The organism is Duganella fentianensis, assembly GCF_009857835.1.
Taxonomy (GTDB): domain Bacteria; phylum Pseudomonadota; class Gammaproteobacteria; order Burkholderiales; family Burkholderiaceae_D; genus Rugamonas; species Rugamonas fentianensis.
In genome coordinates, this window is the sequence record NZ_WWCL01000001.1 from 1,303,093 (window position 1) to 1,317,772 (window position 14,680).

The following is a 14,680-nucleotide window of genomic DNA, read 5'->3' on the forward strand; positions in this document are numbered from 1 at the left end:
TCCATCCATGAGCGCTACAGTCGCCAAGCCGGGCGACACCGTGGTGATCACCCGTCCGGCGGCGCAGACGCAGCCGCTGGCCGCGCACATCGCCGCGCTGGGCCGCCCCGTGGTGGAATTGCCGCTGCTGGAAATCAGTCCCCTGCCGGAACCGGCGGCTCTGCTGGCGGCGCTGGCGCGCCTGTGCGCGCCCACGCCCGGCTATGCGCTGGTGGCTTTTGTGTCGCCCAATGCGATCGATGCGGCGTTTGCCCACCTCGATCACTGGCCGGCCGGCGTCAAGCTGGCCGTGCTGGGCGAGGGCAGCCGCGCGGCGCTGGCCAGGCATGGCATCCGGCCCGATGAAGTGGACATCGTCAGTCCGGCGGCCGACGTGCCCAGCGATACCGAACACCTGCTGCAGGCGCTTGATCTGGCTGCGCTGCAGGGCCAGCCCGTGCTGATCATCCGCGGCGAAAGCGGACGCGAACTGATGGCCGACGGCCTGCGCGCCGCCGGTGCCGTGGTGGACGTGGTGCCGGCCTACCGCCGCCAGCTGCTGCAGCTAACACCGGCGCTGGCCGTGCTGCTGCGCCAGCTGCTGGCGCGCCCGTGCGACTGGATCATCACCAGCTCGGAAGCGCTGCGCGGCCTGATGTCACTGCTGGCGGAACTGGACTTGCGCTACCCTGATGCGATGCAGCAGAATGCTGTTGTATCAATGCAACGTCAACATCTGATCATTCCGCATGCCCGAATTGCCGAGACGGCAAAAAATTTGGGCTTTACCCGACTGACGCTGACAGGTTCAGGCGACGAACGCCTGCTGGCCGCGTTACAATCACGCCTATGAACGAAACGCCTATCCTCCCCGATCCCGTCGTCTCCGCTGCCAAACCGGCCGAGACCCCGAACGCGGCGCCGCCGCAGCCTGAGCCTAGCCTGCTCGAAACCGTGCAGCAGCCGCAGACGCTGCTGGTCGGTATCGTGGTGCTGGCCATCCTGCTGGCCGGCCAGACCTGGTCGTCGCACAATCAGGTGCGCAATCTGCGCGAAGAAATGGCGCGCCGCCTGCAGAAGGGGGATGCCAGCAATGCCGAAACGGGCGCGCTGGTGCGCACCGTGCAGGAGACCAGCAAGGAATTGCAGGCCAAAGTCAGTCTGCTGGAAAGCAAACAGCAGGAAGCCCAGAGCCAGCAGCTGGCACTGGAACAGCTGTATCAGGATCTGTCCAAGAACCGCGACGAGTGGGCGCTGACGGAAATCGAACAGGTGCTGTCGACTGCCAGCCAGCAGCTGCAGCTGGCCGGTAATGTGCCGGGCGCGCTGATCGCGCTGCAGAATGCCGACCGCAGCCTGTCGCGCTCCGACAAGCCGCAGTTCATCAGCATCCGCCGCGCCATCGCCAAGGATACCGAGCGCCTGAAGGCGCTGCCGAATGTGGATTCGGTGGGTCTGGCACTGCGTCTCGATAACGTGATCGCGCAAGTCGACACGCTGCCTATGCTGGCCGACGAAAAACCGACGCTGCCGGCAGCACCGGAGAAAAAAGTCGCCGCCAAGGCGGGCAAGGATGGCAAGGGCAAGGCCGATGCCAGCGAGACTAGCCCGTGGCTGCAATCGGCCCAGGCGATCTGGCAGGGCTGGAGCAGCGAGATGTGGACTGATGTGCGCCAGCTGATCCGCGTGCGCAGTGTGGAAACCCCGGATGCGCTGATGCTGTCGCCGACCCAGGCCTATTTCCTGCGCGAGAATCTGAAACTGCGTCTGCTGAACGCCCGTATGGCGCTGCTGTCGCGTAACGAAGCGGCCTTCCGCGCCGATCTGATTGCGGCGCAGGAAGCGCTGAGCAAGTACTTCGACGTGCGCGCCAAATCGACCCAGACCGTGCAAGCCATGCTGCGTCAGGTCCAGGGTAACAACCTGACCATCGAGCTTCCGACCCTGTCGGATAGCCTGAACGCCGTGCGTAACTACAAAGCGAAACCCTAGTCATGCGTTTATTTATCTGGATAGTGTTGCTGATGGCTGCGGCCATCGGTATCGCCGTGACAGCCCGCTTCAATCCGGGCAATGTGGTGCTGTTTTACCCGCCGCACCGCATCGACCTGTCGCTGAACTTCTTCGTGGTGCTGGAAGTGGCGCTGTTCGCGCTGCTGTATGTGCTGATCCGCGCCTTCCGTGCCACCGTCAAAATGCCGTCCAAGGTGGCGGCCTATCGCCAGCAGAAGCGCGAGCGTGACGGTAACAAAGGCCTGCGCGAAGCCCTCAAAGCCCTGTTCGAAGGCCGTTTCGGCCATGCCGAAAAAGCTGCGCTGCGGGCCGGCGAACTGGCGGAGAACGCCGGCGTGGCCGCCCTGATCGGCGCCCGTGCGGCGCACCGCATGCGTCAGGCCGCGCGGCGTGACCAGTGGCTGGCCAAAATAGCCGACGACAATGGCATGAAAACGGCCCGTCTGATGACGATGACGGAGCTGCTGGTGGACGACCACCAGCCGGAAAAAGCGCTGGAAGCCGTGCATGAACTCAATGCCAGCGGCACGCGCCACATTCACGCACTGCAGATGTCGCTGAAAGCCCAGCAGCAGGCCAAGAACTGGCCGGAAGTGCTGCGTCTGGTGCGCTCGCTGGACAAGCACCACGCGCTGCATCCGGCCCTGTCGGCCCGTCTGCGCGAGCTGGCCTATGACGATATGCTGTCCGATGCCGGCCACGATGCCGAATCGCTGCTGCGGGTATGGTCTACTGTGCCGAGTGCCGACCGCATCAAGCCTTATGTGGCCTGCCGTGCGGCCAGCGCGCTGAACGCCCGTGGCCTGCACGACGAAGCGCGGCTGGTGGCGGAAGAATCGCTGGCCGCCGACTGGGATGACCGCGTGGTGCGGGCTTACCGCGACGCGGCCGCACCAGCCGGTTCGGCTGCCTTGCTGGCCCAGATCGAGCATTGCGAAGGCTGGGTCAAGCAGCATCCGGCTGATGCCGAACTGGCCCTGACGCTGGGTTCTTTGTGCCTCAAGCAGAAGCTGTGGGGCAAGGCCCAGCGCTATCTGGAGCAAGCCCTGTCGGACGCCACGGAAGCCCGCATGGTGCGCGTATCGCACCTGAAACTGGCGCAGCTGCATGAAGCGCTAGGTCAGGCGGAGGAGGCGGCCAGCCACTATCGCCAGTGCGCGCTGGCCACCATCCTGTAGTTTTTACCGTCACCAGAGGCCGGAAATGCGGTGCTGCGCCGCACAAACGGCCGCTGTTTCGCTATAATGACGCGATCCCCTATTTGTCAGTACACACGAGGAAACCCCCATGAGCTTGAATAAAGTCCCATCCGGCCGCGATCTGCCGAACGATTTCAACGTCATCATCGAAATCCCGATGAATGCCGATCCGATCAAATACGAAGTGGATAAAGAATCGGGCGCGATCTTCGTCGACCGCTTCATGGGCACCGCAATGCACTACCCATGCAACTACGGTTATGTGCCTAACACCCTGTCGAAAGACGGCGACCCAGTGGACGTACTGGTGATCACCCCGTTCCCGCTGATCCCCGGCGTGGTAGTGCGCTGCCGTCCTATCGGCGTGCTGAAAATGACCGACGAGTCGGGCGAAGATGCCAAAGTACTGGCTGTGCCAGTCGACAAAGTGCTGCCTATCTACAGCCACTGGCAGAAGCCGGAAGATCTGAACGAACTGCGTCTGCGTCAGATCCAGCACTTCTTCGAGCACTACAAAGATCTGGAAAAAGGCAAATGGGTGAAGATCGACGGCTGGTATGGCGCCGACGAAGCCAAAGCTGAAATCCTGAGCGGCGTTGCTGCTTACAAGGCAGAAAACCCAGAAGCGTAATGCCTTACGCGCTCTGATACGGAAAGCCCCGAGTTGATCGGGGCTTTTTTCATTTCCGGCTCAGCTGCGGTAAGGGCTGTGCTCACCCAGTTCGTCGAGATAGTGGTTGATGGCGTCGGTTTCGCGCGCGAGGAAATCGGCGATGGCATCGGCGAAGCGGGCATCGGCGATCCAGTGGGCCGACCATGTAGGCGTGGGCACGAGGCCGCGCGAGATTTTGTGCTCGCCCTGCGCGCCGCCTTCGAAGCGGGAGAGGCCATGGGCGATGCAGTAGGCGATGCTCTGCATATAGCAGGTTTCGAAATGCAGGCCGGACAGGTATTCTTCGGTGCCCCAGTAGCGCCCGTACATGATGTCGCCGCCGATCAGGTTGAGAGCAGCGGCCACCGGCTGTTCGCCGCGCAGGGCGATAATCAGCAGCAGGCTGTCCGGCCGGGCGCTTAGCAGGCGCTGGAAAAAATCCAGGGTCAGATAGGGGCGCGAGTAATGGGCGCGGTAGGTGCCCACATAGCAGCGGTAGAAGAAGGCCAGCATGTCGGCGCTGATGGCGTGGCCGCGCAGGTGCTGGTAGTGGATGCCGGCCTGCGCCACGCGGCGCTGGTCCTGCCGCAGCTTCTTGCGCTTGGCCATTTTCAGGCTGGCGAGGAAGGCTTCGAAATCGGCATAGCCGGCATTCTCCCAGTGGAACTGCACGCCCTCGCGCAGCATGAAGCCGGCCGCGCTTAACGCGGCGCGGTCTTCCTCGCAAGGGAACAGGATGTGCAGCGAGGAGGTATCGAGCTGGCGCGCCAGCGCAATCGCGGCCTGTGCCAGCAAAGGCCGGTCGGCCGCGTCACGCACCAGCAGGCGCGGACCGGTGACGGGCGTGAATGGAATCGCGCCCAGCAGCTTGGGGTAGTAGGGCAGGCCATTGCGTTCGAAGGCCTGCGCCCAGCCATGGTCGAACACGTATTCGCCACGGCTATGGCTTTTCAGGTAGAGCGGCATGGCGCCGACCAGATGGCCGGCGCGCCGCATGATCAGGTAGCGCGGTGCCCAGCCGGTGGCCTCGCTAGCGCAGCCGCTATCGTGCAGCGCGTGCAGAAAAGCGTGGCTGAGCATGGGCTGGTCGCCGGCCAGCGCCTGCCATGCGTCGGGGGCGATCTCGCTCAGGCTATCGATCAGGCTAAATTCTGCGGTCTGCTCGTCCGCCATGGTGCTTGCTCCGCTCACGCGCTTCTCCGTGCTTATACTTGACCTATGCTCGGCCAATACTGGGCCTATACTGGGCCTATATTCGGCCGATACTCAGCCTTTAGTCTAGCCTATCTGGCCTGCGGACGTCGCCGCAGCGCTGATTTTGTCGGCCTTGCTGGCCCATGCGATAATGACTTTTTGCCTGATGGCGCTGTGCGCGAAAGACTTCCATGAGTACCAATTTCCTCAATCTGTATGCCCACGATTTTGCCCGCGTCGCGATTGCCGCGCCGGTCAGCCGCATCGCCGATCCGGCCCACAATGCAGCGCAGACCATTGCACTGGCCACGCAGGCGGCCGGGCAGGGCGCAGCGCTGGTGGCTTTCCCGGAGCTGGGGCTGGCCGGCTATACCTGCGAAGATCTGTTCCACCAGCGCGCGCTGCTCGATGGCTGCCTCGATGCGCTCGAGCAGATAGTGGTGGCGTCGCAGGAATGGCGCATGGCACTGGTGGTGGGCGTGCCGCTGCGGGTCGAGCATCAGCTATACAACTGCGCGGTGGTGATTGCCGGCGGCCAGATACAGGGCGTGGTACCGAAGAGCTATCTGCCCAACTACGGCGAGTTCTATGAAGCGCGCCAGTTCAGCAGCGGCGATTACGCGGTGGCGACGGAAATCGATCTGCTGGGCGAGCGCGTGCAGTTCGGCTCGGGCCTGCTGTTCGAGGTGGCGGATCTGCCGCTGTTCAAATTCCATGTCGAGATCTGCGAAGACGTGTGGGTGCCGATTCCGCCTTCGTCGTTTGCAGCGCTGGCCGGTGCCACGGTGCTGGTCAATCTGTCGGCCTCGAATGCGCTGGTGGGCAAGGCCAATTACCGCAACCAGCTGGTGTCGCAGCAGTCGGCGCGCTGCATCGCGGCCTATCTGTACACCTCGGCCGGCGAAGGCGAATCGACCACCGATCTGGCATGGGACGGGCAGGGCGTGATTTGCGAGAACGGCGAGCTACTGGCCGAAGCCCAGCGCTATAGCGATACGGCCACGCTGACCTTGGCCGATATCGATCTGGAACGTCTGTCGCGCGAGCGCATGCGCATGAACACCTATGCGCAGTCGGTACAGCGCCATGCAGCGGAAGTGAATAAATTCCGCACCGTGTTCTTCCAGCTCGAGATCGACCAGAGCGCCACGCTGCCGCTGCAGCGCCAGATCGAACGCTTCCCCTATGTGCCAGCGGACAGCCGCCGCCGCGACGAGCGCTGCAACGAGGTGTACCACATACAGGTGCAGGCGCTGGCGCAGCGGCTCAAGTCCAGCGGGCTGAAAAAAATCGTCATCGGTGTATCGGGCGGGCTCGATTCCACCCACGCGCTGCTGGTGTGTGCACGGGTGATGGATAAACTGGGTCTGCCGCGTACCAATATTCTGGCCTACACCATGCCCGGTTTCGCCACCAGCGAACGCACGCTCAAGCAGGCACACGCGCTGATGAAACTGGTGGGCTGCAGCGCCAGGGAAATCGATATTCGTCCGAGCTGCCAGCAGATGCTGCAGGATCTCGAACATCCCTTCATCAACGGCCAGCCGCAGTACGACATCACGTTCGAAAACGTGCAGGCGGGCGAACGTACCAATCACCTGTTCCGTCTGGCCAATCACCATAACGCCATCGTCTGCGGCACGGGTGATCTGAGCGAGCTGGCGCTGGGCTGGTGTACTTACGGTGTGGGCGACCATATGTCGCACTACAACGTCAATGCCAGTGTGCCGAAAACCCTGATCTCCCATCTGGTGCGCTGGGTGGCCGAATCGGGCGTAATCGGGCGCAGCGATGCGCAGGTGCTGCTCGATATTCTCGCCACGGAAATCAGTCCTGAACTGGTGCCCGGCACCGCTGATGGCCAGCCCGAGCAGCGCACGGAAAGCACCATCGGCCCTTACGAGCTGCAGGACTTCCATCTGTATTACGTGCTGCGCTTCGGCTTCCGCCCATCCAAGGTGGCCTTCCTTGCGCTGGCCGCGTGGCAGGACAAGACGCGCGGCCGCTGGCCCGATGGCGACCACGTCACGCGCAATCAGTATGATCTGGTGGCGATCAAGAAATATCTGGGCATCTTCCTCGACCGCTTCTTCCGCACCAGCCAGTTCAAGCGTAGTTGCGTGCCGAATGCACCGAAAGTGGGCAGCGGCGGTTCGCTCTCGCCACGCGGCGACTGGCGCGCTCCCAGCGACAGCCAGAGTGTGGTGTGGATGGAAGAATTGCATGCCATTCCAGTGCAGGACGCGAGCATTTGAACGAAGTTCAAGTGGGATCGCAGCGCGCGCGGTACAATATGTGCAAGCGCTAGAGGCATGCCCGGCACCAGATTCTCGATAGATATAACGAAGGAGTAGTGATGAAACAGATTACCGCTGTGATCAAGCCGTTCAAACTGGACGAGGTGCGTGAAGCACTGGCTGAAGTCAATGTCACCGGCCTGACTGTGACGGAAGTAAAAGGTTTCGGCCGTCAGAAAGGCCACACCGAGCTGTATCGCGGTGCCGAGTATGTGGTGGATTTCCTGCCGAAAGTAAAAGTCGAAGTGGTGGTGGACGATAGCGTGGCCGAACAGGTAGTCGATGCCATCATCAAGGCGGCCCGCACCGGCAAGATCGGCGACGGCAAAATCTTCGTGCAGAACGTCGAGCAGGTGATCCGTATCCGTACCGGTGAAACGGGCGCCGACGCGGTGTAAGCCGTCGCGCAGTTTCAAGCTAAAAAAATGCCGCGTATGCGGCATTTTTTGTATATCGATGTTTGGTTATATTAGTTCGGATTTACTACGTCGATTAGTAATATAGACACACCATTATTCCAAGAAGAAAGTGTGTCATGTCCCTACGTTCCAGTCTGCTTGCCCTGTCTCTGCTGGCCGCAACCGCTCCTGCCGGTGCCTCGCCCAGCGTCTATCCCACCGGCGTTACGCGCTACGATCCGGCGCTGGCCTATAACCAGTACGTACTCTTCAGCGGTCAGGACCGGAAGACGCATCTGATCGATATGAATGGCCATGAGGTGCAGCGCTGGGATGCCGAAGGTTTCCCGCCCGTGCTGCTCGATCCGGCGCTGACGGGTGGCCAGCGTGGCCATGTGCTGGTGCAGCTGGCCAGTACGCCGGGCACTAGCAACGAAGGCAATGGCTTGCGCAACCAGTCCATCGGTGAACTGGACTGGAACGGCAAGTTGGTGTGGCAATGGGGCGCGGCCGGCGCGGCGCAGGATGCCTACGGGGCGCCGGCGGAAGGCCAGCCGGCGCAAGTGCCCGGCGGCAGCGCCAAGCAGCACCACGACTGGCGCCGTCTGGCCAACGGCAATACGCTGGTGCTGGCCAACCTCGTGCATCCGGTGGCCGGTTTCGCCGCGCCGCAAGTGCTGGACGATGTGATCTACGAAGTAACGCCGCAAGGCCAGATCGTCTGGCAGTGGGTGGCTTCCGAGCATCTGAAGGAATTCGGTTTCACTCCTGCGTCGCTGAAACTGGTGCGGGGCGGCCATTCGCCGCGCGGCAAGGCGGTGCCGTATGACTTCCTGCATGTGAACAATCTGTCCGTGCTGGGGCCTAATCGCTGGTTCGATGCAGGCGACCAGCGCTTCCATCCCGACAATCTGATGATCGATGCGCGCGCAGCCAATTTCATCGCCATCCTCGACAAGCACAGCGGCAAAGTGGTGTGGCTGCTGGGGCCTGACTATCCGGCCCAGTTGCGCGCGCCGGCCGCGTTGCCGCGCCCCGTTGACCAGATCGTCGGCCAGCATGATGCCCATCTGATCGCACCGGGCTTGCCCGGCGCCGGCAATCTGCTGGTGTTCGACAATCAGGGCGAGGCTGGCTACCCGCGTGTCAGCGTCGGTGTGCAGCCCCGCTCGCGCGTGCTGGAAATCGATCCCGTCAGCAAGCAGATCGTGTGGGAATACACGGGCCGCGATTCCAATTTGCCGGACTGGGGTTTCTACAGCTCCTTCATCAGCAGTGCACGCCGTCTGCCGAACGGCAACACCCTGATCGACGAGGGCATGAATGGCCGCATCTTCCAGGTCACGCCCAAGGGTGAGATTGTGTGGGAATACATCAGCCCCTATTTTGCCCAGACGCCCGTGGCCGGTGCCGGCAAAGCTGTGCGCAGCAACTGGGTCTACCGCGCCCAGCCCGTTCCTTACCAGTGGGTGCCTGATGGCACGCCACGATCCGAGCAGGCGGTGATCCCGCCAGATCCGGCCCAGTTCCGCGTCGCCACCCACTAGACGCGACCTGACGGCGCCCGCGCGCCACCTCTTACCTAGCTACCGTTCCTGCCCGCGTCTGCGCGGGCGGGCAGGGCCGGTGTCGCCCGCTTTTTTGAATAGGAATTGTCATGCAACAGAAAAAACTCGTCGTAGCACTGGCTGCGGCATATGGATTAGGCTGGACCGTGCTGGCGCAAGCCAGTCCGGCAGAACTGGCTGTGGCCACGGCGGCCCTGAACGGGACAACGCTGGTGGCCGCTGCAGGGGGCGGCGCTTTAGCCGGCACTCTGGCCGCAGCGGATGCCGGTGCCGCACCAGCGGCGGCAGGTGGCGCCGCGGCAGGCGCGGAGAGTGCTGACGCTGCAAGTGCGGATGGCAGCGCCGCCACCGCCGCGGCCGATGCTTCGCTCGATGTGATCGCCCGCGTTACCGTGTCGGCACGGCGCCGGGTGGAATCATCGCAGAGCGTGCCGACCACACTGAGCGTACTCGATAGCAGCGCGCTGGAAGGCAACCGCGTCTACCGTGTGCAGGATCTGCAGCAGCTGCTGCCCAGCACCACCGTCAACTATGTGCATGCACGCCAGATGAGCTTTGCCGTGCGCGGGCTGGGCAATAATCCGGCCAGCGACGGGCTGGAAGGCAGCGTGGGCGTGTACCTCGATAACGTCTATCTGGCCCGCCCCGGCATGGCCGCCTTCGATGCGCTCGATATCCAGCAGCTGGAATTGCTGCGCGGCCCGCAGGGCACGCTGTTCGGCAAGAACACCACGGCCGGCGTGCTGAACATCACCAGCAAGCAGCCGACCTACCGCAGCGAGAACAGTGCCCAGCTAGCATACGGCCAGCAGGGCTATGTGCAGGGCAAGGCTGTGCTGTCGGGCGCTTTTTCGGATACGGCCGCGGGCCGCATCGCCGTCTACAAAACCCATGAAGACGGCTATATCACCAACATCCATACGGGTAAAAAAGTGCAGGGCGGCGACCGCGATGGCGTGCGTGCGCAAGTGCTGCTGGAACCCGATGCGAACTTCAGCGCACGCCTGATTGCCGACTACAACCGCGAGGATTCCAACAACGGCACGCTGGTGTTCTACAACGCTGGCCCCAGCGGCAAATTTCTCGCGCAGGCGGCTGCCGTGGGCGGCCATCCCGTGACGGACCCCTCGCTGCGGCAGGTGAATCTCGATAGCGGCTCGCATGTGGAGGTGCATCAGGGCGGTGTATCGGGTGAACTGAACTGGAAGCTGGCTAATGATTACAAGCTGACTTCCATCAGCGCCGCGCGCTTGTGGAACTTCACGCCGCATAACGATGACGGGCTGGATGTGCCGGTCACGCTGAATGTGGGCTCGGCCGCGCGCCATCGCCAGTTCACGCAGGAGCTGCGGCTGGCCACGCCGCTGGGCCAGCCGGTGGAATCCGTGTTCGGCGCGTATTACTACTACCAGAATCTGGATAACATCAACTTCACTTACAACGGCCCGCTGGCCGACAAGTTCAACGGCACGCCGGCCGGCGCATGGAGCAATGTCACCAGCATAGGTAATGGCCATCTGCGGGTGAACAGCTATGCGCTGTTTGGCCAGAGCATCTGGCACATCGATCCGCAGTGGGATCTGACGGGCGGCGTGCGCGCTACCTATGAAGACAAGCTGGCGCAAGTGACGCGCGATGCGCCGTATGGCGGTGTGGCCGTCAGCGGCGCAGCGCTGGCTTCGCGCAATGCCCGCTTTGGTGCCTATAACTCGGGCGAGGTGCACCTGAATAAGCTTAGTCCTTCGGCCTTGCTGACGCTGGCCTACAAGGTCGACACCGATGTACTGGCCTTTGCCAGCGCTTCGCACGGCGAGAAATCGGGCGGCATCAATCTGTCCGTGCCCGGTGCAGCGGGCGTGTCCTCGCTCAAGGTGAATAACGAGAAGGCCAATAATCTGGAACTGGGCGTGAAGAGCAATCTGCTGGGGCGCCGCGTGCAGCTCAACGCCAGCCTGTTCTGGAACGATGTGTCGGGCTACCAGAGCAATGCCTATGATCCCGTCAGCGCCACTTCCTATCTGACCAATGCCGGCACGGTGCGCAGCCGCGGGCTGGAACTCGATAGCAGCGTGGTACTGGCGCGCGGCTTCACCGTCAGCGCGAATGGTTCGTTCAATGACGTCAAGTACAAGGAGTACAAGAACGCGCCATGCCCGCCTGAACGTACGGGCGCTTTCTGCGACCTGTCCGGCCGTGCGGCGCTGGTCAACGCGCCACGCTGGATAGGCAATCTGGCAGCGCAATATGCCACCGCCGTGGCGGCCAATGTGGAAGCCTATGGCAACGTCAACTACGCCTATCGCAGCAGCACCTACGGCACGCTCGATGCGTCCGAATATGCACGGATTCCCGCCTACAGCCTGACCAATCTGTCGGCCGGCCTCAAGCTGCGCCAGGGCAGCACGCGCTGGGATGTGTCGCTGTGGGCCAAGAACCTGTTCGACAAGCAGTACTACACCAGTATGTGGAATACCAGCCCCGGTGCCTATAACACGGTAATCGGCACACCGCGCCAGATCGGCCTGACGGCCCGCGCAGACTTTTAAGGAGCCGCAGCATGACTGATACCCGTCGTCGCAATTTACTGAAAACCCTGCCCGCACTGGCGCTGGCCGGTGCGCTGCCACGTGCGCTGGCCGCCAGACCGCAGCAGCCGAATATCATCTTCATCCTGGCCGATGACCTCGGCCACGCCGATCTGGGCGTGTACGGCCAGACGGAGATCCGCACGCCCCATCTGGACCGGCTGGCCGCGCAGGGCCTGCGCTTTACCCAGGCCTACGCCAATTCGGCTGTGTGCTCGGCCACCCGCTTTGCCCTGATTACGGGGCGCTATCAGTACCGCCTGCGCGGCGGGCTGGAAGAGCCTATCGCCGGCGCGTCCGACACCATAGGCCTGCCGCCCAGCCACCCGACCCTGCCATCGCTGCTGAAAAAGCAGGGTTATGGGACGGCGCTGATCGGCAAATGGCATCTCGGCTATCTGCCCACCTTCGGCCCGCTGAAGAGCGGCTACGACAGCTTCTTCGGCAACTATGGCGGCGCCATCGATTACTTCACCCACAAGCCCGGCGTGGGGCCGCAAGTGAAGGAAGACTTGTACGAAGGCGAAGTGCCGGTGCAGCAGATCGGCTACTACACCGATCTGCTGGGCGCGCGCGCGGTCGAGTATGTGCGCACCCAGCAGGCCGGCAAACCCTTCCTGCTATCGCTGCACTACACGGCGCCGCACTGGCCATGGGAAGGACCGGGCGATGAAGCCGTGTCGCGCGAGATCAGCAACATCTTCCATTATGACGGCGGCGATCTGGCCACCTACGGACGCATGGTGGAAGCGCTCGATGCTTCGATAGGAAGGGTGCTGCATGCGCTGGAACAGCAGGGGCTGGCCGAGAACACCATCGTGATTTTCACCAGCGATAACGGCGGCGAACGCTTCTCCAAGACCTGGCCGCTGACGGGGCAGAAGACCGAGTTGCTCGAAGGCGGCATACGGGTGCCGGCCATCGTGCGCTGGCCGGCGCAGATCAAGGCGGGGCAGGTGAGCGAGCAGGTCGCCATCAGCATGGACTGGCTGCCGACGCTGCTGGCCGCAGCCGGTGGCGCGCCCGATCCAGCATATCCCAGCGATGGCGAGAATCTGCTGCCCCAGTTACTCGGGCAGGCAGCGGTGCGGCCGCGCACGCTGCTGTGGCGCTACAAGGCGAATGCCCAGCGTGCTATCCGCTCCGGTGACTGGAAATATCTGCGCATAGGCGGCAATGAATTCCTGTTCGACGTTGTAAAAGACCAACGTGAACGGGCCAATCTGGCGCAACGTCATCCCGCTATTTTTAAGCGCCTGCAAGAGCAGTGGGAACAGTGGAATACGCAGATGTTACCAATCACAGCCGATGTGCGTACCCATGGCGTCAGCGCTCAGGTGCAGGCCGACCGTTATGGCGCCAAGGGGGCCACGCGGGACGAATAGCCTGCTGCGGTGGCGCTGCCGGCTACCCCTCAATGCTTGCCGATGCGCAGGTCGAAGGACCAGGTCAGCAGGCGGATGATGGTAATGGCGGCGGCGCTGGACCACAGGGCAAAGTCGTCCGAAACTTCGGTGTATTGCAGGCCGATGTACATCCAGCAGCCGAAGAAGGCGCAGATGGCATAGGGTTTGCCGTCGCGGAACACCATCGGCACTTCATTGCAGACGATGTCGCGCAGTACGCCGCCGAAGATGCCGGTAATCACCCCCATCATGGCAGCGATGAATAGCGGCATATGGGCCGCCTGGGCCTGCGACACGCCGGCCACGGCAAACAGGCCCAGACCGATGGCGTCGGCAATCACGATCAGCCGTTCCGATAATATCTGGCGCAGGGTGCGCATCAGCGGCGAAGCCACCAGCGCCAGAATGAAGATCAGAATCGCATATTCCTGATGCATGACCCAGAACAGGGGGCGCTTATCGAGCAGGATGTCGCGCAGCGTACCGCCGCCGAATGCCGTGATGAAGGCCACCGTGAAGATGCCGACAATGTCCATGCGCTTGCGGCGTGCTTCCACGAAGCCGGAAAACGCGCCCACCAGAATCGCGACGATTTCGATGACGGTGATCAGGGAGACGTGGGGAACGGCGACGTGCTTCATGTTTGCTATGGACAAAGTGGTAATGTCCATAGGTTAACATGTCCACCGCCTAGCGTGTAGGATTGTTTCTTACCGGGAATTAGTAGCGGGTCGGCTGCAGCGCGGCGCGCAGCAGGACGATCAGGGCGCCTTCGCCGCCTTCGTGGTTGCGCGCCTGGCAGAAGGCCACGACGCCTTTCTGTACCAGCCAGCTATGCACCATGGACTTGAGCACGGGCTCCTGTCCGCGCGAGCCGAAGCCGCGGCCGTGGATCACGCACACGCAGCGGTAGTTGCGCTGGCCGGCACGGGTCAGGAATGCAACCAGCGCATCGCGCGCCTGATCGCGGTTCATGCCGTGCAGATCGAGTTCGTCCTGCACGGGCCAGTGGCCCTTGCGCATTTTCTTCATGACATCGGGACCGACGCCGGGCGCGCTGTAGTTGAGCGCCGGATCGTCTTCCAGATAGTGATCGACTTCGAACAGGTCGGACAGCGATTCGCGCAGCACGGCCGCATCGTCCTCGGCCTGGGTCAGCTTGCGCTTGGGCGCAGGGGCGGGCGTCGCCGTCTTCGGCGCCTGTGGCACGTAGCGGTTCTGTTCCGGCATGCGCTGCACGCCGCCCAGACTGGACTGGAACAGATTGGCCTCGCGCGCCTGCTGCGCTTCCCGCTGGACGCGCTCGGCTTCGGCCACCGCGCGCGTCTCGGCCTGTTCCCTGAGCTGTTTGCTCAGGGATTTCAGGTCGGCGAAGTCTTTCAGGGCCAC

The 14,680-nt window shown here is 62.9% G+C and carries 12 protein-coding genes; 9 read left to right on the plus strand and 3 right to left on the minus strand.

The window, feature by feature from the left end; translation table 11 throughout:
• Positions 1 to 7 precede the first annotated feature (7 nt).
• From GTP23_RS05660 to ppa, 4 genes are all read left to right on the plus strand, one after another.
• Positions 8 to 832, plus strand: a complete 825-nt coding sequence (locus GTP23_RS05660) for a uroporphyrinogen-III synthase (protein ID WP_161034218.1) — start codon at positions 8 to 10, stop codon at positions 830 to 832.
• The gene (locus GTP23_RS05665; protein ID WP_161034219.1) at positions 829 to 1,971 is read left to right on the plus strand and encodes a uroporphyrinogen-III C-methyltransferase; all 1,143 of its coding nucleotides are present in this window, start codon (positions 829 to 831) and stop codon (positions 1,969 to 1,971) included. The genes GTP23_RS05660 and GTP23_RS05665 overlap by 4 nt, the downstream gene beginning before the upstream one ends.
• Positions 1,972 to 1,973: 2 nt before the next feature.
• A complete protein-coding gene (locus GTP23_RS05670) occupies positions 1,974 to 3,170 on the plus strand; it encodes a heme biosynthesis protein HemY (protein ID WP_161034220.1) in 1,197 nt (398 codons plus the stop codon).
• Positions 3,171 to 3,279: 109 nt separating this feature from the next.
• On the plus strand, positions 3,280 to 3,822 hold the full coding sequence (ppa, locus tag GTP23_RS05675; RefSeq protein WP_155433559.1) for an inorganic diphosphatase: 543 nt from the start codon (positions 3,280 to 3,282) through the stop codon (positions 3,820 to 3,822).
• A gap of 60 nt (positions 3,823 to 3,882) precedes the next feature.
• Here ppa and GTP23_RS05680 read toward each other — a convergent pair whose 3' ends face one another.
• Positions 3,883 to 5,016, minus strand: coding sequence for a GNAT family N-acetyltransferase (locus tag GTP23_RS05680; protein ID WP_161034647.1), 1,134 nt, complete (start codon positions 5,014 to 5,016; stop codon positions 3,883 to 3,885).
• Positions 5,017 to 5,228: 212 nt separating this feature from the next.
• Here GTP23_RS05680 and GTP23_RS05685 point away from each other — a divergent pair, with 212 nt between their 5' ends.
• The 5 genes from GTP23_RS05685 (at position 5,229) to GTP23_RS05705 (ending at position 13,270) form a co-directional block, all read left to right on the plus strand.
• Positions 5,229 to 7,292 carry an NAD(+) synthase gene (locus GTP23_RS05685; protein ID WP_161034221.1) on the plus strand — a complete coding sequence of 688 codons (2,064 nt, stop codon included), beginning with the start codon at positions 5,229 to 5,231 and terminating at the stop codon, positions 7,290 to 7,292.
• A gap of 101 nt (positions 7,293 to 7,393) precedes the next feature.
• Positions 7,394 to 7,732 carry a P-II family nitrogen regulator gene (locus GTP23_RS05690; protein ID WP_050408554.1) on the plus strand — a complete coding sequence of 113 codons (339 nt, stop codon included), beginning with the start codon at positions 7,394 to 7,396 and terminating at the stop codon, positions 7,730 to 7,732.
• A 137-nt stretch (positions 7,733 to 7,869) separates the two neighbouring features.
• Entirely contained in the window at positions 7,870 to 9,279 is a 1,410-nt protein-coding gene (locus tag GTP23_RS05695) for an aryl-sulfate sulfotransferase (protein WP_161034222.1), read from the plus strand.
• Positions 9,280 to 9,389: 110 nt separating this feature from the next.
• Positions 9,390 to 11,846, plus strand: a complete 2,457-nt coding sequence (locus GTP23_RS05700) for a TonB-dependent receptor (protein ID WP_161034223.1) — start codon at positions 9,390 to 9,392, stop codon at positions 11,844 to 11,846.
• An 11-nt stretch (positions 11,847 to 11,857) separates the two neighbouring features.
• Positions 11,858 to 13,270, plus strand: coding sequence for a sulfatase family protein (locus GTP23_RS05705; protein WP_161034224.1), 1,413 nt, complete (start codon positions 11,858 to 11,860; stop codon positions 13,268 to 13,270).
• 29 nt (positions 13,271 to 13,299) lie between these two features.
• Here GTP23_RS05705 and GTP23_RS05710 read toward each other — a convergent pair whose 3' ends face one another.
• Together GTP23_RS05710 and GTP23_RS05715 are read right to left on the minus strand one after the other, a co-directional pair.
• A complete protein-coding gene (locus tag GTP23_RS05710; protein ID WP_161034225.1) occupies positions 13,300 to 13,932 on the minus strand; it encodes a trimeric intracellular cation channel family protein in 633 nt (210 codons plus the stop codon).
• A gap of 79 nt (positions 13,933 to 14,011) precedes the next feature.
• Positions 14,012 to 14,680: a Smr/MutS family protein gene (locus GTP23_RS05715; RefSeq protein WP_161034226.1), complete on the minus strand. Its 669-nt coding sequence runs from the start codon at positions 14,678 to 14,680 to the stop codon at positions 14,012 to 14,014.